Here is a 25,242-nt window from a genome sequence, read left to right as displayed (position 1 = left end):
GCACCAAAGTCTTAAGACCCGAAGTGCATCTGGTACTTGGCGCCATCTGAGAACTGGCACGCGCCGGTGCCCATGGTCGGCCCCGTGATGAGGTACTCGCACTGGGCGTTGACCCCCTTGGCGCCAAACGCGTTGGCAATGCCACGCCTGCCGCTGAAGCTGCGCTGGTTCAAGCCCAGTACCTCGTTGTAAATGCGGCCGAAAGCCGCGTAGCTGGCGTCCACCCGCGTGGCTTCGCCTTGCAGCGTGTCGCCCAGGTAGCCGAGCGTGAAGCTGCCCCGGCCGGTGTTGTTGTCGACCACCACGGCGGTGATGAGGCCACCCTTGTTGGCCTGCGGATTGAGCGGGTACAGACGAGCGCTCAGCACCGTGGGCTGTGGCGGGCCGAGGGGCGGGGGCGGCGTCACCACCATGACTGCGCCGGGGCTGCTGGTGGCGACCGCGTTGCCGCGGTAGGAGTCGGTGGTGATGGGGTAGCCCTGACCGGTGCGGGGGTCGATGGGCACGAGGTAGCAGGCCGAGAGGCCGAGGGCCATCACGGCTGTGATGGCCAGGGTGCGCGAGCGCGGTGTACTCATACGGGCTTTCGATGCGCGGCACATGCCGCGGCCGGAGAGTCCGCCAGATGTCGCCGAGCGGCAAGCGCCTGGCGCCCGAGTATCGAAAGGTGATGCCATGGGGTGCATGACGCGAAGCTGTGGCTGGGATATTCTGCGAGCCATGACCCTCACAGAGTTGCGCTACATCGTGGCTGTCGCACGCGAGAAGCACTTTGGCCGCGCCGCCGAAGCCTGCTTCGTCTCACAGCCCACCCTCAGCGTGGCCATCAAGAAGCTCGAAGAAGAGCTAGACGTGAAGCTCTTCGAGCGCGGCGCCAACGAGGTGAGCGTGACCCCACTGGGCGAAGAGATCGTGCGCCAGGCGCAGTCGGTCATCGAGCAGGCGGCCAACATCAAAGAGATTGCCAAGCGCGGCAAAGACCCGGTGTCGGGCCCGCTGCGGCTCGGCATCATCTACACCATCGGCCCCTACCTGCTGCCCGATTTGGTGAGAGCCGCCATTGAGCGCGTGCCGCAGATGCCGCTGATCCTGCAAGAGAACTTCACCGTCAAGCTGCTTGAGATGCTGCGCACCGGCGAGCTTGACTGCGCCATCATGGCCGAGCCCTTTCCCGATGCAGGCCTGGCCATCGCGCCCCTCTACGACGAGCCCTTCATGGTGGCCGTGCCCACCAGCCACCCGCTGGCCAAGCGCAAGAGCATCAGCGCCGAAGAGCTCAAGAAAGAGACCATGCTCTTGCTGGGCACCGGCCACTGCTTTCGCGACCACGTACTCGAAGTCTGCCCCGAGTACGCGCGCTTCTCTAGCGACGCCGAAGGCATACGCAAGAGCTTCGAGGGCTCGTCTTTGGAGACCATCAAGTACATGGTGGCCTCAGGCATGGGCGTGACGGTGGTGCCGCAGCTCAGCGTGCCCAAAGACCAGCAACCCCATGTGCACTACGTGCCCTTCGCCAACCCGGTGCCCACGCGCCGCGTGGTGCTCGCCTGGCGCCGTACCTTCACTCGCTACGAGGCGATCGCCGCCTTGCGCAACGCCATCTACGCCTGCCCGCTGGAAGGCGTGCACCGCGTGTCATGACCGCTCATTGATTGCCCACCTCTCACTGGAGAACCTCATGGCCAAGAAACCCACCGCTGCCACAAGCGGCGTGCAGATCAACATCGGTATCAGCGAGAAAGACCGCAAGGCGATTGCCGACGGCCTGAGCCGCTTGCTCGCCGACACCTACACGCTCTACCTCACCACGCACAACTTCCACTGGAACGTGACGGGGCCGATGTTCAACACGCTGCATCTGATGTTCATGGGGCAATACACCGAGCTGTGGAATGCGGTTGACCCCATCGCCGAGCGCATCCGGTCGCTGGGGCACGCGGCCCCGGGTTCGTACGCACAGTTTGGCGCGCTCGCCTCGATCAAGGATGCTCCGGCCAAGCCACCCAAGGCGCTGGAGATGGTGCAGATTCTGGTGACCGGCCACGAGGCGGTGGCACGCACCGCGCGCAGCATTTTCCCGCTCGCCGACAAAGCTGCCGACGAGCCCACCGCCGACCTGCTGACGCAACGCCTCACGGTGCACGAGCAGACCGCCTGGATGCTGCGCAGCCTGCTGGAGGCCTGATGGGCGGCGCCGAGCCTCTTCCGACGCCCGCCCCCACTCGGGTGGCCATCATCACCTTCGACGGCTTCAACGAACTCGATTCGTTTGTCGCGCTCGGTCTGCTCAACCGGCTGCGCCCGCTCGGCTTCACGGCCGAGATCACCGGCCCTAGCACCCGCCTGACCTCGATGAATGGCGTGACCATCGAAGCCCAACAGCCGCTGGAGTTCGCCAACGAAGCCGAGGTGGTCTTGTTCGGCAGCGGCATCTACACACGGGCCATAGCCGAGAACTCGGCCTTGATGGACCGCTTCACGCTCGACCCCTTGCGCCAACTGATAGGCGCTCAGTGCTCAGGCACGCTGCTGCTCGCGCGGCTCGGGCTGATCGGCAACATGCCCGCCTGCACCGACCTCACCACCAAGCCTTGGGTGATAGAGGCTGGCGTGCGGGTGGTCGACGAGCCCTTTCACGCCCAAGGGCCGGTGGCCACGGCGGGGGGGTGCATGGCCTCGCAATACCTGGCCACCTGGGTGATGCTCAAGCGCGCCGGCGTGCAGGCCACTGAGCAGGCGCTGCACTATGTGGCGCCAGTGGGCGAGAAAGAGGAATACGTGAAGAAGCTGCTGAGCGTGGTGCAGCCGTTCGTCAGTGAAGAACCATCTCACTGACCGGTAGGCGACACCGACCAGCGGCGCTGCACTTCACCAGCGCCGTTCACGCTCTCGAGGTGCACACCGAAGCCCCACAGCCTCGCCACGTGCTTGAGCACCTCATTTGCACCGTCGTGAAGCGGGCGGTCGTTGTGCTGGGCATGGCGCAGCGTCAATGAGCGGTCGCCCCGCAGGTTGACGCTCCACACTTGAATGTTGGGCTCGCGCGCACCCAGGTCATATTGGTGTGACAAGGCCTCGCGCACGCGGCGGTAGCCGCTTTCGTCGTGGATGTTCGACACATGCAGCTCTTCTTCCTTCTCGTCATCGAGGATGGAGAAGAGGCGAAACTCGCGCATCAGGTTGGGGCTGAGGTACTGCCCGATGAAGCTTTCGTCTTTGAAGTTGCGCATCGCGTGGTCGATGGTCTCCAACCAGTCTTTGCCTGCGATGTCAGGGAACCAGAGGCGGTCTTCATCGGTCGGGTTTTCGCAGATGCGCTTGATGTCGGTGTACATCGCAAAGCCGAGCGCATAAGGGTTGATGCCGCTGTAGCCCCGGTCGCCCACGCGCGGCTGGTAGACCACGTTGGTGTGCGACTTGAGCCACTCGATCATCATGCCGTCGGTCAAGTGGCCGTCGTCGTACATGGTGTTGAGCAGCTTGTGGTGCCAGAACGTGGCCCAGCCTTCGTTCATCACCTGCGTCTGGCGTTGCGGGTAAAAGTACTGCGCCACCTTGCGCACGATGCGCACGACCTCGCGCTGCCACGGCTCCAGCAAGGGCGCATTTTTCTCGATGAAGTACAGCAGGTTCTCCTGCGGCTCTTCAGGGAAGCGCCGGGCCTGCGCTTCTTCGGCGGCCTTGTCTGCCTTCTTGGGCAGGGTGCGCCACATTTCGTTGACCTGCAGCTGTGCGTAAGCCTCGCGGTCCTTGCGGTCTGCCAACTCTTGCGCGAGCGACTTGCGGCTGGGCCGGCGATAGCGGTCGACGCCGTGATTCATCAGCGAATGGCAGCTGTCGAGCAGCTCTTCGACCGCATCAAGGCCATGGCGCTCTTCGCAGTCGGTCACATAGTTCTTGGCGTAGACCAGGTAGTCGATGATGGACGCCGCATCGGTCCACATGCGAAAGAGATAGTTGCCCTTGAAGAAGCTGTTGTGGCCGTAAGCGGCATGCGCGATCACCAGAGCCTGCATGGCCATGGTGTTTTCTTCCATCAAATAGCTGATGCAAGGGTTGCTGTTGATGACGATCTCATACGCCAGGCCCATGTGGCCGCGCTTGTAGTTCTTCTCGGTCGAGATGAACTCCTTGCCGTAGCTCCAGTGGCGGTAGTTCACTGGCATGCCGACCGAGGCATACGCGTCCATCATCTGCTCGGCGGTGATGATCTCCAGCTGGTTGGGGTAAGTGTCGAGGCCGAAGCGGGCAGCGGTGGCTTTGATGACCTCGTGGTAGCGCTCGATCAGCTCAAACGACCAGTCGCTAGGCGCTTCCAGCGGTACACGCATGCGCGCCGGCGCCACGATGTCGGCTGCCCGTCGACGCGGCGTATCGGTCCACTGTTCCTTGCGCCGCTCGTCACCCCAAGGCGGATTCACCTGCGTCATGACAGCACCCCGCGCGGTAGAAATCGAGATCATGCTGCGGCCCCTTCTTTCTTGAACAGTTGCCGGAACACCGGGTAGATCTGCGAGGCCTCGGTCACCTTGCGGATGGCGAAGTCTTTTGCGTCAGCAGCCAGCGTGGCGTATTCATCCCACAGGTTCTGCTCTTCTTCGGCCACTTGCACATAGGCGAAGTAGCGGCACAGCGGCAAGATGTTGTTGGCCAGCAGCTCGCGGCAGCGGCCGCTGTCGTGGTGCCAGTTGTCACCGTCGCTGGCTTGCGCGCCGTAGATGTTCCACTCGCTCGTCGGGTAGCGCGCCTTGGCGATTTCTTCCATCAAAACCAGTGCGCTGGACACCACGGTGCCACCGGTCTCGGTGGAGTGGAAGAAATTTTGCTCGTCGACTTCTTGCGCCTGCGTGTGGTGGCGTATGAAGACGATGTCGATGCGCTCGTAGTGGCGCGTCAAGAAAAGGTACAGCAAGATGAAGAAGCGCTTGGCCAGGTCCTTGCGCGACTCATCCATCGAGCCCGAAACGTCCATCAGGCAAAACATCACCGCCTTGCTGGTGGGCACCGGCACGCGCACGCGGCTGCGGTAGCGCAGGTCCATCGGGTCGAGATACGGAATGCGCCCAAGGCGAGCGCGCAGAGCCTCGATCTCTTTTTCCAACGCAGCAATCTCGACGGCGTGCCCATCAGGGTGCGCCTTCAACTCGGCCAGCGTTTCTTCTAGCTTGTGCAGCTCGCGTCGCGACTCGCTGCCCAAAGCAATGCGCCGGCCGATGGCGCCGCGCATGCTGCGCACCACGTGCAGGTTGTTGGGCGTGCCGTCACTGCTGTAACCGGCGCGGTGGGTTTTGAACTCGGGCGTCTCGGCGAGCGTGGTGCGGGTGAGGTTGGGCAGCGCCAAATCGTCGAAGAAGACCTGCATGAACTCTTCTTTGCTGAGGTGGAAGACAAAGTCATCGTCACCCTCGCCTGAGTCGCTGGCCTGCCCGCCGCCACCGCCGCCACCACCGCCCTTGGGCCGCTCGATGCGGTCACCGCGCACATAGTCTTTGTTGCCAGGGTGCACCATCTCGCGCTTACCCCCCTGGCCATGGCCGAATACTGGCTCGGCAATGTCGCGCCTGGGGATGTGTATGTCTTCGCCCTGCGCCAGGTCGCGTATGCCGCGGCCATCGACGGCACGCTTCACCGCCTCGCGGATCTGGTCTTTGTGGCGGCGCAAGAAGCGCTCGCGGTTGCCGATGGACTTGTTCTTTCCCGCAAGCCGCCGGTCGATGATCTGCTGGAGCATGTTGGCCCTTTTAGCGCTCCGATCGCACCGAGCTTATCGAGGTGCCAGCCACGAGGCACACGCTGGCTTCGACAGGCTCAGCCCGAACGGGGTTGTGCGTCATCACGAACTCTTGCGAACCCGCAAATACCACTCGCACAGCAAGCGCACCTGCTTCGGCGTGTAGCCCTTGGCGACCATGCGTGTGACGAAGTCTTCGTGTTTCTTCGCCTCATCGGCACTCGCCTTGGCGTTGAAGCTGATCACCGGCAGCAGCTCTTCGGTGTTGGAGAACATCTTCTTCTCGATCACCGTGCGCAGCTTCTCGTAGCTCGTCCAGGTCGGGTTGTTGCCCGCGTTGTTGGCGCGCGCGCGCAGCACGAAGTTGACGATCTCGTTGCGGAAGTCTTTCGGGTTGCTGATGCCCGCCGGCTTCTCGATCTTCTCAAGTTCGGCGTTCAGCGAGCCGCGGTCGAACACCTCGCCGGTGTCGGTGTCGCGGTACTCGTGGTCTTGAATCCAGTAGTCGGCGTAGGTGACATAGCGGTCGAAGATGTTCTGGCCGTACTCGCTGTAGCTCTCAAGGTAGGCGGTCTGAATTTCTTTGCCGATGAACTCGGCGTACTTGACGGCCAGGTGCTCCTTGATGAACGCCAAGTACTTCTGCTCGGTCTCAGCCGGGAACTGCTCACGCTCAATCTGCTGCTCAAGCACGTACATCAAGTGCACAGGGTTGGCGGCGACTTCAGTGCTGTCGAAGTTGAAGACCTTAGACAGAATCTTGAAGGCGAAACGCGTGGACACGCCACTCATGCCTTCGTCGACGCCCGCGTAGTCTCGGTACTCCTGGAAGCTCTTGGCGCGCGGGTCGGTGTCTTTCAGGTTTTCACCGTCGTACACCAGCATCTTGGAGTAGAGCGATGAGTTCTCGGGCTCTTTCAGACGCGTGAGCGAGGCAAACTGGCTCATCATCTTCAGCGTGCCGGGCGCACAGGTGGCTTGCGCCAGCGACGACCCGCGCAGCAGCTTCTCGTAGATCTTTACTTCTTCACTCACACGCAGGCAGTAAGGCACCTTCACGATGTAGATGCGGTCGAGAAAGGCCTCGTTGTTCTTGTTGTTGCGGAAGGTCTTCCACTCGCTCTCATTGCTGTGCGCGAGCACGATGCCGTCGAAGGGAATGGCGCCGAACCCTTCAGTGCCCTTGTAGTTGCCTTCCTGTGTGGCGGTGAGCAATGGGTGCAGCACCTTGATCGGCGCCTTGAACATTTCCACGAACTCCAGCAGCCCCTGGTTGGCCAGGCACAGGCCACCCGAGTAGCTGTACGCATCGGGGTCGTCTTGCGCGTAGGTTTCAAGCTTGCGGATGTCGACTTTGCCAACCAGCGAGGAGATGTCTTGGTTGTTTTCATCGCCGGGCTCTGTCTTGGCAATGCCCACTTGCTTCAACACCGACGGGAAGCGTTTGACGATTCGGAACTTGCGGATGTCGCCGCCGTATTCGTCGAGACGTTTCACGGCCCAAGGTGACAAGATGCGCTGCAGGTAGCGACGTGGAATGCCGTATTCCTTTTCAAGAATGGCCCCGTCTTCCACCGCATCAAACAAGCCCAGCGGCGACTCGTTCACCGGCGAGCCCTTGATGGCGTAGAAGGGCACTTCCTGCATCAGCGACTTGAGCCGCTCGGCGATGGAAGATTTGCCTCCACCCACCGGCCCCAGCAGATAAAGAATCTGCTTCTTTTCTTCCAGGCCTTGCGCGGCATGCCGGAAGTACGACACCACTTGTTCGATGGCGTCTTCCATGCCGTAGAACTCGGCGAAGGCGGGGTAGATCTTGATGACCTTGTTGGCGAACAGGCGCGAGAGGCGCTGGTCGTTGCGTGTGTCTACGCTTTGAGGCTCACCGATGGCCCTGAGCATTCGCTCAGCGGCGGTGGCATACGCAATCGGGTTGCGTTTGCACTCGGCCAGGTATTCCTCGAGTGAGAGTTCCTCTTCACGCGTGCGCTCGAATCGAGCGGCGAAATGGCTGATCACATCCATGCTGACCTCCTAGATTCAGGAAGACACTGCCGGGGGCCACCTCGGCACCGTCTGGGGAAGTTCTGATGAAGCCCGCTTCAGGCTCCATCAGAGCTTTCCTTGGTGTCAGCTGCTTGCGATCAAGCTTCGGTCATTGTGAGAGCAATCATGTGTTGAGAAGAAGCGAAATATCACCGCTGTTCAAGCTTTGCAAGGAGTGTGCCGTTTGCGCGGCGACCCCTCCATGCAAGTGAGCGGTAGACGGGGCACAAAGTTCCTCATGGATTCTTCCGTCAACCATACCGCTGCTCAAGATACGCCTATGCATTCGACAAGCCAAGTTTTTCGAGCAGGCCGTTGAGTTCATCCAACGACCCGAACTGAATCGCCACCTCGCCTTGCTCGCCGCGCTTGGTACGCTTCTTCACACGAATCTCGACTTGCGCGGTCAGCGCATCAGAGAGTTCTTCTTCGATGCGCGAAATATCTCGTGATTTCTCTTTGGCAACACGCAGCAGGGGCTTTTGTCGCGAGGTCATGCTCTTGGCGACGAGCTTTTCAGCCTCGCGCACACTGAGTTTCTTGCCGACTACTTCGGCGGCTGCCAGTATTTGCTGTGCGCCTTCAAGCGGCAACAGCGCGCGCGCGTGGCCCATGTCGATGTCGCCGGCCATCAGCATCTGCTGCACTGGCTCGGCCAGGTTCAACAGACGCAGCAGGTTGCTCGCGGCACTGCGCGAGCGGCCCACGGCCTGCGCGGCCTGCTCGTGCGTGAGGTGGAATTCGTTGACGAGGCGCGCAATGCCTTGCGCTTCTTCGAGCGGGTTGAGGTCTTCGCGCTGGATGTTTTCAATGAGCGCCATCGCGGCGGCGGCTTCATCGGGCACATCTCTCACCAGCACTGGCACTTCATCGAGGCCGGCCAGCTTGGCGGCGCGCGCGCGTCGTTCGCCCGCAATGATTTCGAAGCGGTTCGGCCCCACGGGGCGGACCAAGATGGGCTGCATGATGCCCTGCGCCTTGATGCTTTCGGCCAGCTCGTAGAGCGAGCCTTCGTCCATGCGCGTGCGCGGCTGGTACTTGCCGGGCTGCAGCTGCGTGAGCTTCAGCGTGCGCGGCGTACCGTCGTTCGCGGGTGTGGGGTTGTCGTTGACTTTGGGGCCGAGCAATGCTTCGAGGCCCAGGCCGAGGCCTTTGGGTTTCTTGGTGACCATGGGCGCATTCTGGCCGATGAAGCCCCGCGGTTCAGCGACTCGTGCCGACCAAGGCCTGCAACATCGTGCGGCCCTGCGGCCAATCGCCCAGGCCCGCTTCACCGTTGATGTGCCCACGCGCGCCCACCGACATCAGCTCACTGCCCCAATGGGTGGCCATCTGCGCGGCGCGATCGCTCACGCAGTAGGGGTCGTCGCTGCTGACCACGGCCATGCTCGCAAACGGCAGGCGCTTGCGCACGATGGGCCGCCAGGGCGCGAGCTGCGGCGGCATGTCGTCGCGCTCCACGTCGGGCAACGCCACCAACAGTGCCGCCTTCACACGGTGCGTGTGCTGCGAATGCGCGGCCCAGGCGGCCACCAAATGGCAACCCAGGCTGTGCGCCACCAGCACGGCGGGTGTGTCGCTCAGCAGCAGCTCTTCTTCCAGCCTAGCCATCCAGTCGCCGCGCTTGGGCCATTGCCAGTCGTCTTGCTCGACACGCCGATCACCGTGCAGCTGCTCCCAGCGGCTTTGCCAGTGGGCGGCATCGGAGTTGAGCCAGCCAGGCAACAACAGCACGCGTGAGCGGATCACAGGGAAAACCTCAGGGTCGGTCATGTGCGTGCTTTATCCTTGGGGCTGATTGAAACTGAAGGTGATGACGATGACATACCGCGTGTTTGTGGACGGCCAGGAAGGCACGACCGGGCTGCGCATCAACGAGTATCTCGCCGGCCGCAGCGACATCGAGGTGCTGCGCATCGCCCCCGAGCGTCGCAAAGACACCGACGAGCGTGCACGCCTGTTGAACGCTGCCGACGTGGCCTTTCTCTGCCTGCCCGACGTGGCCGCCAAAGAGGCAGCCGCGTTGGTCAACAACCCGAAGACCTGCGTCATCGACGCCAGCACGGCGCACCGCACGTCGCCCGACTGGGCCTTCGGCCTGCCCGAGCTCGCTCCTGGACAGCGCGACAAGCTGCGCGCCAGCAAGCGCATCTCCAACCCCGGCTGCCACTCCAGCGCCTTCATCTTGCTACTGCGCCCACTGGTGGATGCAGGCCTCGTGCCCGCCGGTCTGCCCATCACGGCCAGCTCGATCACCGGCTACTCGGGTGGTGGCAAGAAGATGATCGAGCAGTACGAGGCCGGCGGCGACCCGCTGCTCGACTCGCCCCGCCCTTATGGTTTGACGCTCACGCACAAGCACGTGCCCGAGATGGCCGCGCACACCGGCCTGCAGGTCAAGCCCGTGTTCATGCCCATCGTCGGCAACTTCCTGAAGGGTTTGAGCGTAAGTGTGCCCTTGCATTTGTCACAACTGGTGGCCGGCACCACGCCCGAGAAGCTGCAGCAGGCCTTGGCCGAGCGCTATGCCGGCGAGCGATTTATCCGCGTGCTGCCGGTGCGTGACCCTGCTTCTGTAGAAGCGGGTTTCTTCGACGTGCAGGCGTGCAACGACACGAACCGCGTCGACATCTTCGTGTTTGCCAACGATACGCAAGCCATTCTGATGGCGCGGCTGGACAACCTGGGCAAGGGCGCGAGCGGCGCGGCGGTGCAGTCGATGAACGTGCATTTGGCCCTGGACGAGAGCTTGGGCCTCTGATTTGATGGCGTGCCGAGTGCATGTCGCTCATCCGGTCGCCTGCCGGACTAAATGCAGATCCTCAGTGACGACACCAAGAATTGGAAACTACCCACCAGCTTGAAAGCACGATTGCGCATCGCGTCCGATCCTTGGTGCACGAAGCAATCCTTCACGTTCACCGATGGAGAACTCCGAGACGCCGCCCTTGTGTTGTCGTCTTCCCCTCCAAACAACGCTGGGAAGCACCCAGCAATCTCAGGGCGTGGCTCGTGGCGCCGTCGTTAAGACAGCGCGGTTGGCGGGTCGTTGTCGTTCCTGCTCCTTTGAGCCTTAAGCAACGGCTGCGAATCTTGCGGCTTGAACAGCCGGATGTGGTGCTCCTTCAACAAACCCGGCATCCTTTGAACGAGGCTCATTTGTACGTGGGGTATCTCTGCATCTTGGATGCCGACGATGCCGACTACCTGGATCCTCGGCACCAGATGAGAATTGCTCGCTGCGCGCAAGATGCGGCAGCTGTTGTCGGCGGCAGCCGCTTCGTGGCGCGCTGCCTGGGGCAGCACAATGAAAACGCCCATGTACTGTGGACGTGCACCCCTCGCCCATTGCGCCTGCCCGTCACGCCGCCAGAAGCGCGAGCTCCAATCGTTGCATGGGCGCACGTTTCCCCGTTGGACTACCCGCATGAATCGGCATTCATGCAGGAGGTGATGAGGGCCGTGTGCGCTCGAACGCGGTGCATTTTCTGGCTTTTTGGGACGAAAGAAGACGAAGCTCGGGAATGGTTCAAACCGGTGCGCCAAGCAGGCGGAGTCTGCGTGGCCATTCCAGCCATGCCGTACGACGCGTACTTGGCCAAGGTGTCTGAAGCAGCGGTAGGGCTTCAGCCTGTCTCGGCGAAAAACGAGTTCAGCCGAGGAAAATCATTCGGGAAGATACTTGCTTACCTCAGTGGACAAGTCGCAGTTGTTGCGTCGCGTGCCGTTGATCACCCACTGTTCTTTAGAGACGGGCAGAACGGCCTGCTGCCAGTCGAGCAAGTCGAGGACTGGGCCGATGCCGTTGTGCAGCTGCTCGAAGACTCATCGCTGAGGCGACAAATCGCCATTGCAGGGTGGGAAGACTTCCACACGCGATTGACCACTGATGTATTCGCGGCGCGGTTAGACCACATTCTGCGTTCAACGGTGAGGGCCAACAGGGGAAACTTGCCAGACAACCTTGCGGAAGCACCGCTGATGCTGGGAGCTCTTGAAGTCGAAGAGCCGCTTAGCCTCTAACGCGCCGTCAGGCCTCAGCCGCCATCGTGCGGTAGTGGTAGGCGTAGCCATCAGCAAACCCCAGGCGGTGGTACACGGCACGCGCCGGGTGGTTGTCACCCTCCACCTGCAAGTACGCATGCCGCGCACCGCGCTCACGCGCATGCACCAGCATCTGTTGGCACAACTGGCGTGCACAGCCGCGGCCGCGCGCCACCGGGGTGGTGTACACGTCGTACAAGCCCACCAGATCAGACTCGATGGCGTACTGGCCACAGGCCAGCACCTCGCCGTGGGCACGCAACTCGAAGGCGCTGAAGGGCACTGGCGCATGCAGCAATCGCTCGGCATGGGCCTGGCGCTGCGAAAGTGGGGAGCCCCGCATCGAGCCCACGCGGTGCGCAAAGGGCTCCAGGCCGACGCTGTGCACCGTCAGCCCCGACGTCAGTGGCGGCGGCGGCAGGTCGGCCAGGCGATCGAGCACCATCACGCGGGTGTCGTCTATGCGGTGCAGGCCCATCGCAACCAAGGTGTCGTCGAGGTCGGCAGGCTGGGTGAAAGGCGTGACCCGCAGGATCATCGGCAGCTTGGCCTGTGCGTACACCTGCTCGCACAGGGAAAGGCGCACATGCAGGGGCAGCGTGCCATTGGCCACCGCATTCACGCAGCGAGCGCGCTTGGCCTTGCCCGCAGAAAAGCGCACCAGCCAGCCATCGACCCAGCGCTGCTGAGGCGGGGCGCTGGCGTTCAGGCCGGCGTCTTCTACCCGCGACAGCAAGGCGCTGTCGAACTGCGGGTTGAGCGTTTGCCGGGCCGGCATCAAACCACCGCGGGCTCCGCGCCGATGCGCTGCACCATCTCCTGCGCGAACTCGACGAACGATTGCGCCCCTTTGGAAGCCGGGTCAAACACCACGCCCGGCAAGCCATAGCTCGGTGCCTCGGCCAGGCGCACGTTGCGCGGGATCACGGTGTTGAACACCTTGTCGCCGAAGTGCGCCTTCAGCTGCTCGCTCACCTGCTGCTGCAAGGTGATGCGCGGGTCAAACATCACCCGCAGCAGGCCGATGATCTGCAGGTCGGGGTTCAAGTTGGCGTGTACCTGCTTGATGGTGTTGACCAGGTCGCTCAGGCCCTCGAGCGCAAAGTACTCGCACTGCATGGGCACCACCACGCCATGGGCGCTGCAAAGGCCATTCAGCGTGAGCAGGCTCAGCGACGGCGGGCAATCGATCAGCACGAAGTCGTAGTCATTGGCCACGGCCGCGATCGCACCCTTGAGCCGCTTGTCACGCCGCTCCAGCTCGACAAGTTCGACCTCGGCGCCGGCCAATTCGCGGTTGGCACCCACCACGTCGTAACCCACTTTTTCGCTGCGCACCCGGGCTTCGGCGATGCTGGCCGATTCGAGCAGCACGTCGTACACGGTGAGCTCCAAGGCGCGCTTGTCCACGCCCGAGCCCATGGTGGCATTGCCCTGCGGGTCAAGGTCGATCACCAGCACGCGCTGGCCGACCTTGGCCAGCCCGGCAGCCAAGTTGACGGTGGTGGTGGTCTTGCCGACGCCGCCCTTTTGATTGGCAACGCAAAAAATGCGGGTCATGGAGATCCGGTCAGGTGAGAGAAATCAATTGCTGGCCAGGCGTATGCCAAAGCCTACCAAGAAGACACCGGCCAGCTTTTGAAGCCAGCGCGCCACCTGCTTGTGCGCCCTCACCTGGCTCGACACCGCGCCGGCAAACGCACACAAGATCAGGCAATAGACGGCGGTGATGAGCGCGATGGTGGCCGCCATCGCGGCAAAGGTGACGGCCCCACGGTGCGTGGTCGGGTTGATGAAGAGTGGGAAGAAAGCCATGTAGAACACGATGGCCTTGGGGTTGAGCAAGGTGATGAGCACGGCCTGGCGAAGGTAATGGCGTGGCTCGATGCGTATGGGTGAGGCACTGCCCTCTTTCGCAAACAGAAGCCGCAGGCCGACCCACGCCAGGTAAGCCGCCCCAGCATACTGAACCACCCGAAAGGCCAGCGGATTCGCCGCCAACAAGGCAGCCACACCGGCCACCGCCATCCACAGCAGCACTTGGTCGCCCAGGATCAGGCCCATGGTGGCAGCGGCGCCGGCGCGAAAGCCACCCTTGGCGGTAGAGGTCAGCAAGGCAAACGTGCCTGGTCCCGGGAGCGCCAGAAACACGAGAATCGAGAAGCAGAAAGTTCCGAAATCAGAAATGCCGAGCAGCGTCATCAAAGGGCTCACTGGGATGGTGTGCGTCGAATCCAGAGCAGGCAGCGCTCAGCGTTCAAGCCGGGCACTGTCAACTGTTCCACGTGAAACACACCCCATTCTGAAGGCAAGGCCGCGATTTCATCGACAGGCATCTTGCCCTTCATCGCCATCCAGACACCGTCTGTCGAGACCAGGTGTTTGGTCAGGCGGGTGAAGTCAGCAAGCGAAGCAAAGGCTCGCGAAGTGATCACGTCGAAGGGTTTGAGGCGCAGGTCTTCCACCCGGGCGTGGGCCGCGCTCAGATTGGGCAACTTCAGCTCGGCGGCGGCCTGGCGAATGAAGCTGGCCTTCTTGCCAACCGTGTCGACACAGGTCACATCAGCCCCCGGCAGCAAGGCCGCCAGAACCACGCCCGGTAAGCCACCACCACTGCCCACGTCGAGCAGCCGAGCCGGCTTGCCCGCCAAGTGGCGGCGCAATGGCGGCAGCACCGAGAGGCTGTCGAGCAGATGGTGCGTGAGCATGTCGGCCGGCTTGCGCACGGCCGTGAGGTTGTAGACCTGGTTCCACTTGGCCAGCAGCGCCTGGTAGGCCAGCAAGGTGTCGCACTGGGCATCGCTCAGGCTCAGGCCCAGCGCCTGCGCACCCTGAGCCAGCAGTTCGTGCTGCTCAGGCGGCATCGCGGCCCGACACGTCGTTGGCCGCAAAACCCTTGAAGCGCCCCTTCTTCAGGTGAATCAACAGCAGCGAAATGGTCGCTGGCGTGATGCCCGAAATGCGAGATGCCTGACCCAAGGTCTCGGGCCTGTGCAAGGCCAGCTTTTGCCGCGCCTCGAAGCTGAGTGCGGTGACCTTCGCATAGTCCAGCTCGGCCGGAAGCTTCAGCCCTTCAAAATGGACAGTACGCTCCACTTCTTCGTTTTGCTTGTGGATGTAGCCGGCGTACTTGATGCTGATCTCGGCCTGCTCGATCACTTCACTTGCGAGGCCTTCCCCCAGTTCCAAAACCAGTGTTTCACGTGAAACACCGGCGCTTGGCTTCGCGATGGAAGCAACCTCGGCGAGTGCATCGAAGGTGACCTCTGGCCGGCGCAGCAAGTCAGCCAAGCTGTACTCATGCTCAAGAGCCTTGCCTAACAGGCGTTCAGCGTCGGCATCGGGCAAGACGCTGGGGTTGACCCAGGTCGACTTCAAGCGCTCGGTTTCGCGCGCCACTGCGTCGCGCTTGCGATTGAAAGCCGCCCAGCGCGCATCATCGACCAAGCCGAACTGCCGGCCCGCCTCGGTGAGCCGCAAGTCGGCATTGTCTTCGCGCAGCTGCAAGCGGAACTCGGCTCGGCTGGTGAACATGCGGTAGGGCTCGGTCACACCCTTGGTGATCAGGTCATCGACCAGCACGCCCAGGTACGCCTGATCGCGCCGCGGCGTCCAGGCGTCTTTGCCTCGCACCTGCAGGGCCGCGTTGATGCCGGCGAACAAACCTTGAGCGCCCGCCTCTTCGTAGCCGGTGGTGCCATTGATCTGCCCTGCAAAGTACAGCCCGGCGATGGACTTGGTCTCGAAGCTCGCCTTCAGCGCCTGCGGGTCGAAATAGTCGTACTCAATGGCGTAGCCGGGCCGCAGGATGTGCGCGTTTTCCAACCCACGCATCGAGCGCACGGCTGCGAGTTGCACGTCGAAAGGCAGGCTGGTGCTGATGCCGTTCGGGTAGTACTCGTGTGTAGTCAGGCCCTCCGGTTCCAGAAAGATCTGGTGGGCGTCTTTGTCGGCGAAGCGGTTGACCTTGTCTTCAATGCTCGGGCAGTAGCGCGGGCCCACGCCTTCGATCAGGCCGGTAAACATCGGGCTGCGATCAAACCCCGAGCGAATGATCTCGTGCGTGCGCTCGTTGGTGTGGGTGATCCAGCACGGCACCTGGCGCGGGTGCTGCGAGGCATGACCCATGAAGCTGAACACCGGCACCGGGTTCAGGTCACCGGGTTGCTCGGTGAGCACCGAAAAATCGATGCTGCGCCCGTCCAGACGCGGCGGCGTACCGGTCTTCAGCCGGCCTTGTGGCAGCTTCAGCTCCTTCAGGCGCGCCGACAGCGACACAGCCGGCGGGTCGCCCGCTCGGCCACCCGCATGGTTTTGCAGGCCGACGTGAATCTTGCCGTCAAGGAAGGTGCCTACGGTCAGCACCACCGCCCTGGCACGGAAGCGAATGCCAACTTGCGTCACGGCGCCCACCACACGGTCACCTTCGACCATGAGGTCGTCCACGGCCTGCTGAAACAGGGTCAGGTTGGGCTGGTTCTCCAGCCCACGACGTATCGCCGCTTTGTACAAAATGCGATCAGCCTGCGCGCGGGTGGCGCGCACCGCCGGCCCCTTGGAGCTGTTGAGGATGCGGAATTGGATGCCCGCCTCGTCGGTGGCCGCCGCCATGGCGCCCCCCAGGGCGTCGATCTCCTTCACCAGATGCCCTTTGCCGATGCCGCCGATCGACGGGTTGCAGCTCATCTGGCCGAGCGTCTCGATGTTGTGCGTCAGCAGCAAGGTGCTGGCGCCCATGCGCGCCGATGCGAGCGCGGCTTCGGTGCCGGCATGGCCGCCGCCGACGACGATGACGTCGAATTCATGGGGGTACAACATGGAAACTCCGGGGGCTGGGCCGCGGCTCTCGCAGGGGTGTACGGTGACACAGAGCGGAACGGGCAAGGCGTGAATTTTAGGCTGCGAGCCTCTTGGCGTCACCCGCTGCGTGCTATGGCCTCAGCCGCGCGTGGTGCCCTTGCCGAATAATCCCGCCCATGAACTGCCGAACGGGCTGCGGCGCCTGCTGCATCGCGCCCTCCATCTCCACACCCATCCCCGGCATGCCGCTCGTCGATGGCATCAGCAAGCCTGCGGGCATGCGCTGTGTGCAGCTCACGGCAGACAACGCCTGTGCCATCTTCGGCCACCCTGAGCGCCCGGCGGTGTGCGCATCGCTGCGCCCGGCAGCTGAAATGTGTGGCAACAGCCGCGAGCACGCGTTGCGTTGGCTAGATCACATGGAACGGCAGACCGCGCCTGCGTCACCCGTCACACCGGATCGAGCAGGCCCTGCCACAGCGGCGACAAGCGGAATTTCTCTGCCTCGGTGAGCCCCTCGCTCAGAAGCAGGCACTCGCGGTGGAACGCCCGCATGCGCTGCCGCAGCTCGCTTTCGGCCAGCTCCAGCTCCAGGCGCTCGGCCGGCGGCGCATCGTTGGCCGACACGCCCCACAGGCCCAGGGCATTCCAGGCGACTCGCAAGCGGTCCAGCCGGTGCAGCGCATCGGTCACCACGTCGGTGATCTTCGAGGTGCGGCGCTGCTCATTCAATTCGAGCGCGAGCTGGTGCGCTTCGGCGAGCTGCTGGTCAATGTTGGCCAGCTGCGCGGCGAGCGTGGGTGCTGCCAACTGCCCCTCGCCGGCGAAATCTTCACCCGCTTCGTGGGCCGCGTCACACACGAACGCCGCCCACTGCGGGTCGAACTCACCTGGCACCACGCGCAGCGCAAAGCTCGCGCGCGTAAGCGGTGCGTGCGCGCCGCACAAGCTGCCGAGTGTGACCTCTACCACCGAAAGCACACGGCCCAGCGTTGACACCGCCTCGCCACTCAGGCGTGCCGGGTAGCCCGAGCGGTCTAGCCGCTCGTGGTGCTCAGCCACCGCCTGGCCGAGCGAGGGCGGGTAGTCGGTGAGCGTGGTCAGCAGCATCTGCGCCACCCGCGGGTGCACCACCAGATGCTTGTGGCCGATGATGTCGAGTGCCTGCGCATAGTCGAGATACAGCGGGTTGATGTAGACCTCGCCTATGTCGTGAAGCAAGCCGCCCAGCATCGCCACGCGAATGTCGTGGTGGCTGGCCTCACGGCTGGCCAGCATGGCACCCGCCAGAGCCATGCCGGTGACCGCATGCGCCAGCGTGGCCGGTCGCGTGGCGGCGGCCGTGGTGAGCAGCAACTGCGCTACCGAGTGCAGGGGGATCTGCTTGAGCTGCGCCACCAGCACCGCGGCCCAGGGTTTGATGGCCGGCGCCAGGGGGCTGTCAGATTCGATCAGCTCCTGCAGGTCGTGCATCAGCGTGAAGAGCGTGACGCCGCCTTCGGCTTGCAGGCAAATCTCAAGCGGCTGCTGTAGCCGGCGGTCGAGCAAGCGCTGGTGCAGCGCGGCCGTCACCGGCTGGTCGCGCGCCCACAGCTTCACGCCTCGGTAGTCGACGATGTCTTGCGACGCGATGATGTGAAACAACTCACCGGCCTTGCTCAGCGCGGCAAGTGCATGGGGATTGGGCTCGCTCCCCGGCGAAAGGGACAGATGCATGGACACGGGTGTTATCGCCCCGCGCCGGTGACGGTGCGAAGCTCTTGTGCAACATGGCCGTCCTTCAGCACGATCACACGGCTGGCCGAAGCCATGGTCTCGGGGCGATGCGCCACGATCACCCGCGTGAGGTCGAGCTGGCGTATCGCCTGATTCACCAGGCGTTCGCGATCCACGTCGAGCGCACTGGTCGCCTCGTCGAGGAACAGGATCTTCGGCCGCTTGTAGAGCGCGCGGGCCAGCAAGATGCGCTGCTTCTGCCCGCCAGAAATGCTGGCACCCATGTCGCCGATCAGCGTGTGATAGCCCATGGGCATGGCTTCGATCTCGTCGTGTACGGCCGAGAGCTGAGCGCATTGCGTCACCCACGCCGGGTCGGCATGGGTGTCAAAGAAACTGATGTTGTCGGTGATCGAGCCAGCGAAGAGCTGGTCGTCTTGCATCACGGTGCCGATCATGTCGCGCCAGCCGCGCAGGCCCAGTTGGCGCAGCGGCACGCCGCCCACCAGAATCTGCCCTTGCTGCGGCGTGTGTATGCCCAGCATCAGCTTGAGCAGCGTCGTCTTGCCGCAGCCCGACGGCCCGGCGATCGCCACCGACTCGCCCGGCTCGATCACGAGGCTCACGTCTTTCAGCACATCGGGCTCGGCGTCTGAGTAGCGAAAGCTCACGCCCTGCAATTCCAGCCGCGCCGGCAAGTCGGTTTCGCGCACGGGCACGTCGGGCTCGGCCTCGGGCGCGGTGAGCACAATGTCGGCCAGGCGCTCGCCTTGCAGCTTCAACATCTTCAGCTCGACCATCTTGTCGATCAGCCCGCTCACCCGCAGCGCAAAGGTTTCTTTGTAGGCGAAGAAGGCAAACAACATGCCCACCGAAAAGCGGTGGTCCATCACCAGCAACGCGCCCACCCAGATCACCGCAATGCGCTCCAGGCCGAACACCAGCTTGTGCATCACACCGAACATCAGGTCGAGCTTGCGGGTGGCGATGTTGGCGTTCATCGCGTCGACCACGCGGTTCATGAACTGCGCCTGGCGGTCTTCTTGCCGGTTGAAAAGCTTGATCGATTGCACGCCGCGCAGCGACTCAAGAAAGTGCGTCGAGCGCTTGGCGTCGTGCACGATGGCCTCTTCGGTCGCGTTGCGCTGCGGGCGAAAGAACGCCCAGCGCAGCAGGGCATACACGGCGACCGAGCCGAAGGCAATCACCGTGAGCGTGACGCTGTAGAAGCACATCACTGCAAAGGTCAGCACCACCAGCAAGCCGTCGAGCACCGCTTCGATGAAGCTGGTGGTCAGCGTCTGCTGCATCTGCTGAATGGCACCGAAGCGCGACATGATGTCGCCGGTATGGCGCTTCTCGAACCAGCTCACCGGCAGGCGCATCAAATGCGCAAACACGTTCGACAGCCATTGCAGGTTGAGCGTGGCCGACAGGTACAGCACAGCCCACGAGCGTATGGCGCCCGTCGCCACCTGCACCAGCACCAAGAGGCCAAAGCCCACGCCGAGCGTGATCAGCAGGTCGCGGTCGGCGCTCACCAGCACCGTGTCGACCACCCACTGCATGAAGAAGGGCGACAGCAGCATGAAAGCTTCGAGCGCCAATGCCAGCACGAAGATCTGCCCCAGCGAGCGGCGCAGGCCGACCACGTGGCCCAGCAACTGCCGCGTGGTGACCGACTGCTTCTCCACCTGCGGCTTGAAGTCGGGTGCGGGCGACAGCTCAAGCACCACGCCGGTGAAATGCTTGGCCACTTCGCTCAAGCGCAAGCGGCGCATGCCACGCGCAGGGTCATGAAGGGTGGCCCAATCGCCACGCAGCTCGGTCAGCACCACGAAGTGATTCAAATCCCAATGCAGCACACAAGGCAGTGCCAGCTGAGGCAGGTGCTCCATCTCGGCGCGCAGCGGCCGCGGGCTCAGCCGCAGGCGCCCTGCCATGCGCACCAGGTCGGCCATGGTCGCGCCCTTGAGCGACAGCGAGAAGCGCTTGCGCAAGGTCGGCAGGTCGGTGCGCAAGCCGTGCTGCGCCCCCACCATCGCAAGACACGCGAGGCCGCATTCAGCGGCCTCGGTCTGCAAGATCAACGGGACACGCCTCCCGCCCAGGCCAAGGTTCAGTCGCTCGAACATGACGGCTTGCTCATACCCGGCCCGCGATGCTCAGCACCGGCTCGAAAATCCATTCGATCAGGCGCCGCCGGTCGAGCTGCACGTCGGCGTCCAACTGCATGCCGGGCACGAGCGGCTGGGCCTGACCATAGGCCTGCACGGCCTGCCGGTCCAGCGCCACGGTGATGCGGTACAGCGGCTCATTGGTGTCCAAACCGCGGCCTGGCAGAGCCAAGCTCGCGAGCTCCGAAGCTTGCAACGGCGTACGAGACACCTGCATCACATGGCCGGCCTGGTGGCCAAACTTCTGGTACGGGTAGGCCTGGTAGCGCAGCAGCACCGATTGATCGGAGCGCACGAAGCCTATGGCGCTCGACGGTGCAAAGAGATGTGCCTGCAGGCGCGCATCCGCCGGCACCAGACTCGCCAGGGCCGTGGCCGGTGTGGCGGTCTGGCCACGCTCGGCGAGCACGGCCGTCACCACACCGTCTTGCGGCGCGCGAATCACGATGCGGGTTTGCGCAGCGTTCTCGGCCGACTCTTGCGCAAGCGAAGCCAGGTCACGCTCAATCTCGCCTTGTTGCGCTTGTGTACGCAACGGTAGCTCGCGCAACTGCGACTCCAAGTTGCCGATTTCGCGCAGCTGCGCAGTACTTTGCCGCTCTAGCCCTTGCAACTGCGCGCGCAGGCCGAGCACCTCTTCAGTCTTGGTTTGCACCTGGGCCGATGACACAAAGTTTTCCTTGCGTAACGACTCCAGCCGGGCCTGAGCCTGCTGGGCCAGGGCCAGCCGTTCACGTTGCAAGTCGGCCTCGACGCCCATTTGCGCCACCTCGCGCCGCATGTCGCCAATCTGGCGCTGCAGTGCCACAGACTGGGCCTGCTGCAACTGCGTCTGCTGCTTGCTGGACGCCTGAAGGCTGCGCTCCCGCGTGGTCAGGCTTTGCTGCACTGCAGCTTGCGTGTCGCCTTGGAGCGTGGCCCGCTCCAGCGACAACACGAAGAGCACGTCGCCTTGCTTCACAGACTGGCCTTCCACAGCGTGGCGCTCCAGCACGGTGGCCGCCTGCGGCGTCACCACGCGGATCACCCCGCGGTCGGGTACGAGGTACCCGGTGACCCTAGCTTTGCGGGTGTACTCGCCGGTGCTGAGATAGGCGATGACCGTGACGGCGGTGACAGCAACGAGCGTTGTCAGCACCGTCAGGGACACCGGCCGGATCAGCTGAATGCGTCCCAGCCACTCCTGGCGTCGTCCTTCGACGACTTCAGGGCGGAAGAGGCTGGGCATGTGAGTCAACCATTGAGGCAGTAAAGATGGCGCAGCCCTCGGCAGGCCAAGTAACGCCGGGCCGCAATCACCAGCCAGCCGCTGGTCCTGATACACCACCACTTACCTGCCGAAGCGCCTCAACGTCGAGCGGCAATGGCGCTTGGGGCACACCGGCTGACTGTCGATTTGCCACGTGATTCGGTACAGAAGAAGTGGCGGGAACGGTCTGGTTCGTCGTGGGCTGCATGATCTGCTCCTGTAAGCGTCGTGCACAAGACGTTGTGCACTGAGGCCATTGCAGCAGCACCCAGGGCACCTGGTAACTGTCAGCTCTTACAGGGTGACAAACAGCTCAGGATCGACGACTGCACGTCAACGTATTAAACCCATACGCAATGCCTTCAACACCGCTTGATGCTTATTGACGCAGCCGAGCTTGTGCATCGCATTGTTGGCATGCAGCACTGCGGTTCGCTCGCTGATACCCAGCACATTGGCCACCTCCCACGCCGTCTTGCCCTCCATGGTCCACCGCAAGGTTTCAAGCTCGCGCGGCGTAAGGGTCGGCAACCCCGCCTCCGAAGATGCCGGAACAAGAAGCCGCATGGCGGCTTCTTGGGCATGTACGGCAAACAGCTGCAATGAAGCCACCATCCGCGTGACCTCTGCAGGATCTTTCGGCAGCGCTTGATCGCGGTCGATCCCCAGCAGAAAGTGCCGCCCGTCGGGCATGTGCAATGCGAGGGAAATCCCGAAGCGATAACCGAAGCGGGCTTGATGCTCCCAAAGTTCGCCGCGATCTGCACTCAGGTAGGTCGCTTGATCCCAGATGATGGGCACACCCTTGGTTTTGCAGTGCTGACTGACCGGGTCACGCTTGGCATGGCTGCGATCCAGAAAGGTTTCGCGATAAGCATTCGGTGTGTTGTCTACCGTAATGAACTCAGGATCGCCCAAGAAATGGTCAATCACCGCGGTTGCAGAGACCGTTTCAAAACCCAACTGCTTTGTAAAGCGAACGAGTTCGGCTTGAAACTCGTCACGGCTCTTAGCCTCCAGCACGGACAGGTAGCCACTTTGAAGCATGTTCTCCATTCGCTCCGCGAATTCAGAAGCCAGGTGAGCGCACCGAAGTGCCATTCGATCCAGAAGCCCAGGTGTTTGCCGGCCGATGCGTCGGCGGCAAAGAACCCGAACTTCACCACACTTTTCTCAAACCACCAACCGGCGGGATGTTGCGCAAAGTCCTCTCGCCACTTCCCATGGCACAAGGTGAAGACCTTCTAGCCTGTGCAGAGCTCGCCACCCCACTCACCTGACAACGCTTACACCTGTCATCTATAACAGCTGGCAGCTCTTACAGCTGCGCCGTCCCGGCAACCGATCACATGATCCTGCATCCAACATCAAGGCCTCGATCATGCTGCGTCCACAGACCCGCCCCGCCCAAACCACCCCCGCATGGATCATCTGTGCATGGCCCCCCGTCACCTGCCCGGCCATGCAGGCGCCAGAGTTGCACTTCGTGCACCTGGGCACCCGCGTGCTCAACCCCGGCGACTCCGACACACCCACCACCGGCCAGACCCTCTGGGGCGGCCCGTCGGGTGACGGTGCCGCAGGCGTCGCGTGGGACTGGGTGCAGATCCAGGAAGGCGTGGTCGCCATGGCCGACCCTTTCGGCCTGGTCACCAACCTGCAGCTGGTGGGCGCGCAAGGTCAGGTGCTGTCGGGCTTCGAAGCCACGCTCAGGCTCAACGAACTGGTGCACACGCTGCCCTGGCAAACCGAGGTGCAGCGCGCCCTCGCCCGTGTCGAACACTGAAGCGCGTCAGCCCTTTCCGCGGCGCAGCATTTCGATGTGCGGAATGCCGTCTTCCATGTAGTCGTCGCCCACCGCCTCAAAGCCCAGCTCGCTGTAAAAGCGCTGCAAGCGCGATTGGGCCGAAATGCGCAGGCCGAGCCCCGGGTACAGCTCGTCTGACAACACCAGCACCCGCTGGACGAGCGCGCGCCCCAGGCCCGTGCCGCGCGCGACCGCCGTCGTGATCACGCGGCCCATTGAGGGCTCGGCGTACTTCACACCCGGTGCCACCAACCTCGCATAGGCCAGCGGCAAGGCATGTGCGGTCGACCAGGCCGCCAGGTGGTGCGACTGCTCGTCGGCCTCGTCGGCGTCGAGGTACACGCAGTTCTGCTCTATGGAAAACACCTCCTGGCGTGCGCGGTAGATGCGGGCCAGCTCCAGGGGCGCGAGCTCAGACAGGCGGGCCGTGCGCCAGCTCAAAGACAGCGAACTCAGGGAAGCAACGGGCTGATTCATGGCGACATCATGCGCATACTCGGCCCCGACACAAAACACTGGGAATTCACCATGCGCCGCATTCTGACTGTCGTGCTGATCGTGTTGCTGGGGCTCGCCGCCTACCTGTTCCTTTGGCCGGTGCCAATGAAGCCGGTGGCCTGGGCCGCACCCGAGGCACCAGGCTACACCGGCCCACATGCGGTCAACACGCGGCTGGCCCATTTGGAGACCATCTCGCTCGGCAGCCACGAGGGCCCCGAGCACATCGTCTTGCGCAACGGCTGGCTCTACGCCGCGGTGGCCAGCGGCGCCATCATTCGCCTGCGCCCCGACGGCTCAGGCCGTGAAGTGATGGTGCAAACCGGCGGCCGGCCGCTGGGCTTCGACTTCGACGCCAATGGCGCGCTCGTCATCGCCGACCCGATGGCCGGCGCGCATGGCGGCCTGCTTCGCGTCACGGGCACCGGCGCGGCTGCGCAGACCGAGCTGCTCACCGACAAGGTCAGCGACAGCGACCCCATCCTCTACGCGGACGGTGTGGTCGTGGCCAAGAACGGCAAGATCTATTTCACCGATGCCTCGCGCCGCTTCGGTGCCAAGCAATGGGGCGGCACCTTCAATGCAAGCGTGCTCGACATCATCGAGCACCAGTCGAGCGGCCGTCTGCTCGAATACGACCCCGCCACCAAGGCCACCCGCATCGTGCTGCGCGACCTGTGCTTCCCCAACGGCCTGGCGCTCAGCGCCGACGAGCAGCATGTGTTCGTCAACGAGACCGGCGAGTACCGCATCTGGAAGGTCGCCGTCGACGCGGTGGACGTGAGCGCCAAAGAACCGAAGGCCACCGCCAGCGTGCTGCTGGCCAACCTGCCCGGCCTTCCTGACAACCTGATGCGCGGCCAGGGCGGCAAGATATGGGTCGGCCTGGTCAAGCCGCGCGGCGCCTTCATCGACAACAGCGCCGGCAAGCCCTGGCTGCGCTCGCTGGCCATGCGCCTGCCCAAGGCGCTGTGGCCGGTACCGCCGGACTACGGCCACGTGTTCGCCTTTGATGAAACCGGCAAGGTGCTGGTCGACCTGCAAGACCCGAGCGGCGCCTACCCTGAGGCCACCGCCGTCACCGAGGGCGACGACCGGCTCTACATCCAGAGCCTGCACGCCAAGTCGCTCGGCTGGATGGACAAGAAGAAGGCCGGGCTCTAAAGGGCTGCAG

General features: G+C 63.4%; 24 protein-coding genes. 8 read left to right on the top strand and 16 right to left on the bottom strand.

Annotated features, from left to right (window positions below; translation table 11 throughout):
• Positions 1–11 precede the first annotated feature (11 nt).
• Positions 12–578 (bottom strand): hypothetical protein, encoded by a 567-nt coding sequence (locus AC30QB_RS14810; protein WP_489547002.1) that lies wholly within the window; start codon positions 576–578, stop codon positions 12–14.
• Between the two features lie 142 nt (positions 579–720).
• Here AC30QB_RS14810 and AC30QB_RS14805 point away from each other — a divergent pair, with 142 nt between their 5' ends.
• Genes AC30QB_RS14805 through AC30QB_RS14795 form a run of 3 tightly spaced genes read left to right on the top strand, consistent with a single transcriptional unit; the run spans position 721 to position 2,835 of the window.
• Complete coding sequence (locus AC30QB_RS14805; RefSeq protein ID WP_489547001.1) at positions 721–1,641, top strand: LysR substrate-binding domain-containing protein; 921 nt, start codon at positions 721–723, stop codon at positions 1,639–1,641.
• A gap of 37 nt (positions 1,642–1,678) precedes the next feature.
• A complete protein-coding gene (locus tag AC30QB_RS14800; RefSeq protein ID WP_489547000.1) occupies positions 1,679–2,185 on the top strand; it encodes a Dps family protein in 507 nt (168 codons plus the stop codon).
• A 41-nt stretch (positions 2,186–2,226) separates the two neighbouring features.
• Positions 2,227–2,835 (top strand): helix-turn-helix domain-containing protein, encoded by a 609-nt coding sequence (locus tag AC30QB_RS14795; protein WP_489546999.1) that lies wholly within the window; start codon positions 2,227–2,229, stop codon positions 2,833–2,835.
• Here the strand turns inward: AC30QB_RS14795 and AC30QB_RS14790 are convergent.
• The 5 genes from AC30QB_RS14790 to AC30QB_RS14770 form a co-directional block, all read right to left on the bottom strand.
• The gene (locus AC30QB_RS14790) at positions 2,829–4,331 is read right to left on the bottom strand and encodes a SpoVR family protein (protein ID WP_489547036.1); all 1,503 of its coding nucleotides are present in this window, start codon (positions 4,329–4,331) and stop codon (positions 2,829–2,831) included. The two genes, AC30QB_RS14795 and AC30QB_RS14790, sit on opposite strands and share 7 nt — an antisense overlap.
• Positions 4,332–4,459: 128 nt before the next feature.
• Positions 4,460–5,731 (bottom strand): YeaH/YhbH family protein, encoded by a 1,272-nt coding sequence (locus tag AC30QB_RS14785; protein ID WP_489546998.1) that lies wholly within the window; start codon positions 5,729–5,731, stop codon positions 4,460–4,462.
• A gap of 102 nt (positions 5,732–5,833) precedes the next feature.
• Entirely contained in the window at positions 5,834–7,756 is a 1,923-nt protein-coding gene (locus tag AC30QB_RS14780; RefSeq protein WP_489546997.1) for a PrkA family serine protein kinase, read from the bottom strand.
• Between the two features lie 299 nt (positions 7,757–8,055).
• Positions 8,056–8,949: a ParB/RepB/Spo0J family partition protein gene (locus AC30QB_RS14775; RefSeq protein ID WP_489546996.1), complete on the bottom strand. Its 894-nt coding sequence runs from the start codon at positions 8,947–8,949 to the stop codon at positions 8,056–8,058.
• Between the two features lie 31 nt (positions 8,950–8,980).
• Positions 8,981–9,550, bottom strand: coding sequence for an RBBP9/YdeN family alpha/beta hydrolase (locus tag AC30QB_RS14770; RefSeq protein ID WP_489546995.1), 570 nt, complete (start codon positions 9,548–9,550; stop codon positions 8,981–8,983).
• Positions 9,551–9,596: 46 nt separating this feature from the next.
• Between AC30QB_RS14770 and argC the strand changes: the two genes are divergently transcribed.
• Together argC and AC30QB_RS14760 are read left to right on the top strand one after the other, a co-directional pair.
• Positions 9,597–10,538 carry an N-acetyl-gamma-glutamyl-phosphate reductase gene (gene argC, locus AC30QB_RS14765; RefSeq protein ID WP_489546994.1) on the top strand — a complete coding sequence of 314 codons (942 nt, stop codon included), beginning with the start codon at positions 9,597–9,599 and terminating at the stop codon, positions 10,536–10,538.
• Positions 10,539–10,843: 305 nt separating this feature from the next.
• Positions 10,844–11,800, top strand: a complete 957-nt coding sequence (locus tag AC30QB_RS14760; RefSeq protein WP_489546993.1) for a glycosyltransferase — start codon at positions 10,844–10,846, stop codon at positions 11,798–11,800.
• Positions 11,801–11,807: 7 nt separating this feature from the next.
• Here AC30QB_RS14760 and AC30QB_RS14755 read toward each other — a convergent pair whose 3' ends face one another.
• The 5 genes from AC30QB_RS14755 to mnmG are packed head-to-tail and all read right to left on the bottom strand — an operon-like array spanning position 11,808 to position 16,639.
• Positions 11,808–12,599 (bottom strand): GNAT family N-acetyltransferase, encoded by a 792-nt coding sequence (locus tag AC30QB_RS14755; protein WP_489546992.1) that lies wholly within the window; start codon positions 12,597–12,599, stop codon positions 11,808–11,810.
• Positions 12,599–13,381: a ParA family protein gene (locus AC30QB_RS14750; protein WP_489546991.1), complete on the bottom strand. Its 783-nt coding sequence runs from the start codon at positions 13,379–13,381 to the stop codon at positions 12,599–12,601. Before AC30QB_RS14750 ends, AC30QB_RS14755 begins: the two co-directional genes overlap by 1 nt.
• Positions 13,382–13,405: 24 nt before the next feature.
• On the bottom strand, positions 13,406–14,017 hold the full coding sequence (locus tag AC30QB_RS14745) for a LysE family transporter (protein ID WP_489547035.1): 612 nt from the start codon (positions 14,015–14,017) through the stop codon (positions 13,406–13,408).
• Positions 14,018–14,031: 14 nt separating this feature from the next.
• Positions 14,032–14,685, bottom strand: coding sequence for a 16S rRNA (guanine(527)-N(7))-methyltransferase RsmG (gene rsmG / locus AC30QB_RS14740; protein WP_489546990.1), 654 nt, complete (start codon positions 14,683–14,685; stop codon positions 14,032–14,034).
• Positions 14,675–16,639: a tRNA uridine-5-carboxymethylaminomethyl(34) synthesis enzyme MnmG gene (gene mnmG / locus AC30QB_RS14735; RefSeq protein WP_489546989.1), complete on the bottom strand. Its 1,965-nt coding sequence runs from the start codon at positions 16,637–16,639 to the stop codon at positions 14,675–14,677. Before mnmG ends, rsmG begins: the two co-directional genes overlap by 11 nt.
• A 158-nt stretch (positions 16,640–16,797) precedes the next feature.
• On the opposite strand from mnmG, the gene AC30QB_RS14730 reads away from it, so the two are divergent.
• Positions 16,798–17,133, top strand: a complete 336-nt coding sequence (locus tag AC30QB_RS14730; protein WP_489546988.1) for a YkgJ family cysteine cluster protein — start codon at positions 16,798–16,800, stop codon at positions 17,131–17,133.
• Here the strand turns inward: AC30QB_RS14730 and AC30QB_RS14725 are convergent.
• The 4 genes from AC30QB_RS14725 to AC30QB_RS14710 all read right to left on the bottom strand — a co-directional run bounded on the left by AC30QB_RS14725 (position 17,072) and on the right by AC30QB_RS14710 (position 22,819).
• Positions 17,072–18,337, bottom strand: coding sequence for an HD-GYP domain-containing protein (locus AC30QB_RS14725; RefSeq protein WP_489546987.1), 1,266 nt, complete (start codon positions 18,335–18,337; stop codon positions 17,072–17,074). The genes AC30QB_RS14730 and AC30QB_RS14725 overlap by 62 nt on opposite strands.
• Before the next feature lie 11 nt (positions 18,338–18,348).
• Complete coding sequence (locus AC30QB_RS14720) at positions 18,349–20,472, bottom strand: peptidase domain-containing ABC transporter (RefSeq protein ID WP_489546986.1); 2,124 nt, start codon at positions 20,470–20,472, stop codon at positions 18,349–18,351.
• Positions 20,473–20,482: 10 nt separating this feature from the next.
• Positions 20,483–21,742, bottom strand: a complete 1,260-nt coding sequence (locus tag AC30QB_RS14715) for an HlyD family secretion protein (protein WP_489546985.1) — start codon at positions 21,740–21,742, stop codon at positions 20,483–20,485.
• Between the two features lie 354 nt (positions 21,743–22,096).
• Positions 22,097–22,819: a helix-turn-helix transcriptional regulator gene (locus AC30QB_RS14710; protein ID WP_489546984.1), complete on the bottom strand. Its 723-nt coding sequence runs from the start codon at positions 22,817–22,819 to the stop codon at positions 22,097–22,099.
• A 325-nt stretch (positions 22,820–23,144) separates the two neighbouring features.
• Here AC30QB_RS14710 and AC30QB_RS14705 point away from each other — a divergent pair, with 325 nt between their 5' ends.
• Positions 23,145–23,549 (top strand): DUF4902 domain-containing protein, encoded by a 405-nt coding sequence (locus AC30QB_RS14705; RefSeq protein WP_489546983.1) that lies wholly within the window; start codon positions 23,145–23,147, stop codon positions 23,547–23,549.
• Positions 23,550–23,555: 6 nt separating this feature from the next.
• On the opposite strand, the gene AC30QB_RS14700 is transcribed toward AC30QB_RS14705, so the two are convergent.
• Entirely contained in the window at positions 23,556–24,047 is a 492-nt protein-coding gene (locus AC30QB_RS14700) for a GNAT family N-acetyltransferase (protein ID WP_489546982.1), read from the bottom strand.
• 51 nt (positions 24,048–24,098) lie between these two features.
• On the opposite strand from AC30QB_RS14700, the gene AC30QB_RS14695 reads away from it, so the two are divergent.
• Entirely contained in the window at positions 24,099–25,232 is a 1,134-nt protein-coding gene (locus AC30QB_RS14695) for an SMP-30/gluconolactonase/LRE family protein (RefSeq protein ID WP_489546981.1), read from the top strand.
• Positions 25,233–25,242: the final 10 nt, after the last annotated feature.

Source organism: Rhizobacter sp. (assembly GCF_046595475.1).
GTDB lineage: Bacteria > Pseudomonadota > Gammaproteobacteria > Burkholderiales > Burkholderiaceae_C > Rhizobacter.
Note: the sequence above shows the minus strand (reverse complement) of the source record. Positions and strands in the feature narration are given on the sequence as shown.

Coding starts and splice junctions, on each gene's coding strand:
- AC30QB_RS14810 (WP_489547002.1), bottom strand. CDS start 578: ATGAGTACACCGCGCTCGCGCACCCTGGCCATCACAGCCGTGATGGCC.
- AC30QB_RS14805 (WP_489547001.1), top strand. CDS start 721: ATGACCCTCACAGAGTTGCGCTACATCGTGGCTGTCGCACGCGAGAAG.
- AC30QB_RS14800 (WP_489547000.1), top strand. CDS start 1,679: ATGGCCAAGAAACCCACCGCTGCCACAAGCGGCGTGCAGATCAACATC.
- AC30QB_RS14790 (WP_489547036.1), bottom strand. CDS start 4,331: ATGCGTGTACCGCTGGAAGCGCCTAGCGACTGGTCGTTTGAGCTGATC.
- AC30QB_RS14785 (WP_489546998.1), bottom strand. CDS start 5,731: ATGCTCCAGCAGATCATCGACCGGCGGCTTGCGGGAAAGAACAAGTCC.
- AC30QB_RS14780 (WP_489546997.1), bottom strand. CDS start 7,756: ATGGATGTGATCAGCCATTTCGCCGCTCGATTCGAGCGCACGCGTGAA.
- AC30QB_RS14775 (WP_489546996.1), bottom strand. CDS start 8,949: ATGGTCACCAAGAAACCCAAAGGCCTCGGCCTGGGCCTCGAAGCATTG.
- AC30QB_RS14770 (WP_489546995.1), bottom strand. CDS start 9,550: ATGACCGACCCTGAGGTTTTCCCTGTGATCCGCTCACGCGTGCTGTTG.
- argC (WP_489546994.1), top strand. CDS start 9,597: ATGACATACCGCGTGTTTGTGGACGGCCAGGAAGGCACGACCGGGCTG.
- AC30QB_RS14755 (WP_489546992.1), bottom strand. CDS start 12,599: ATGCCGGCCCGGCAAACGCTCAACCCGCAGTTCGACAGCGCCTTGCTG.
- AC30QB_RS14750 (WP_489546991.1), bottom strand. CDS start 13,381: ATGACCCGCATTTTTTGCGTTGCCAATCAAAAGGGCGGCGTCGGCAAG.
- rsmG (WP_489546990.1), bottom strand. CDS start 14,685: ATGCCGCCTGAGCAGCACGAACTGCTGGCTCAGGGTGCGCAGGCGCTG.
- mnmG (WP_489546989.1), bottom strand. CDS start 16,639: ATGTTGTACCCCCATGAATTCGACGTCATCGTCGTCGGCGGCGGCCAT.
- AC30QB_RS14730 (WP_489546988.1), top strand. CDS start 16,798: ATGAACTGCCGAACGGGCTGCGGCGCCTGCTGCATCGCGCCCTCCATC.
- AC30QB_RS14725 (WP_489546987.1), bottom strand. CDS start 18,337: ATGCATCTGTCCCTTTCGCCGGGGAGCGAGCCCAATCCCCATGCACTT.
- AC30QB_RS14720 (WP_489546986.1), bottom strand. CDS start 20,472: ATGTTCGAGCGACTGAACCTTGGCCTGGGCGGGAGGCGTGTCCCGTTG.
- AC30QB_RS14715 (WP_489546985.1), bottom strand. CDS start 21,742: ATGCCCAGCCTCTTCCGCCCTGAAGTCGTCGAAGGACGACGCCAGGAG.
- AC30QB_RS14710 (WP_489546984.1), bottom strand. CDS start 22,819: ATGGAGAACATGCTTCAAAGTGGCTACCTGTCCGTGCTGGAGGCTAAG.
- AC30QB_RS14705 (WP_489546983.1), top strand. CDS start 23,145: ATGCTGCGTCCACAGACCCGCCCCGCCCAAACCACCCCCGCATGGATC.
- AC30QB_RS14700 (WP_489546982.1), bottom strand. CDS start 24,047: ATGAATCAGCCCGTTGCTTCCCTGAGTTCGCTGTCTTTGAGCTGGCGC.
- AC30QB_RS14695 (WP_489546981.1), top strand. CDS start 24,099: ATGCGCCGCATTCTGACTGTCGTGCTGATCGTGTTGCTGGGGCTCGCC.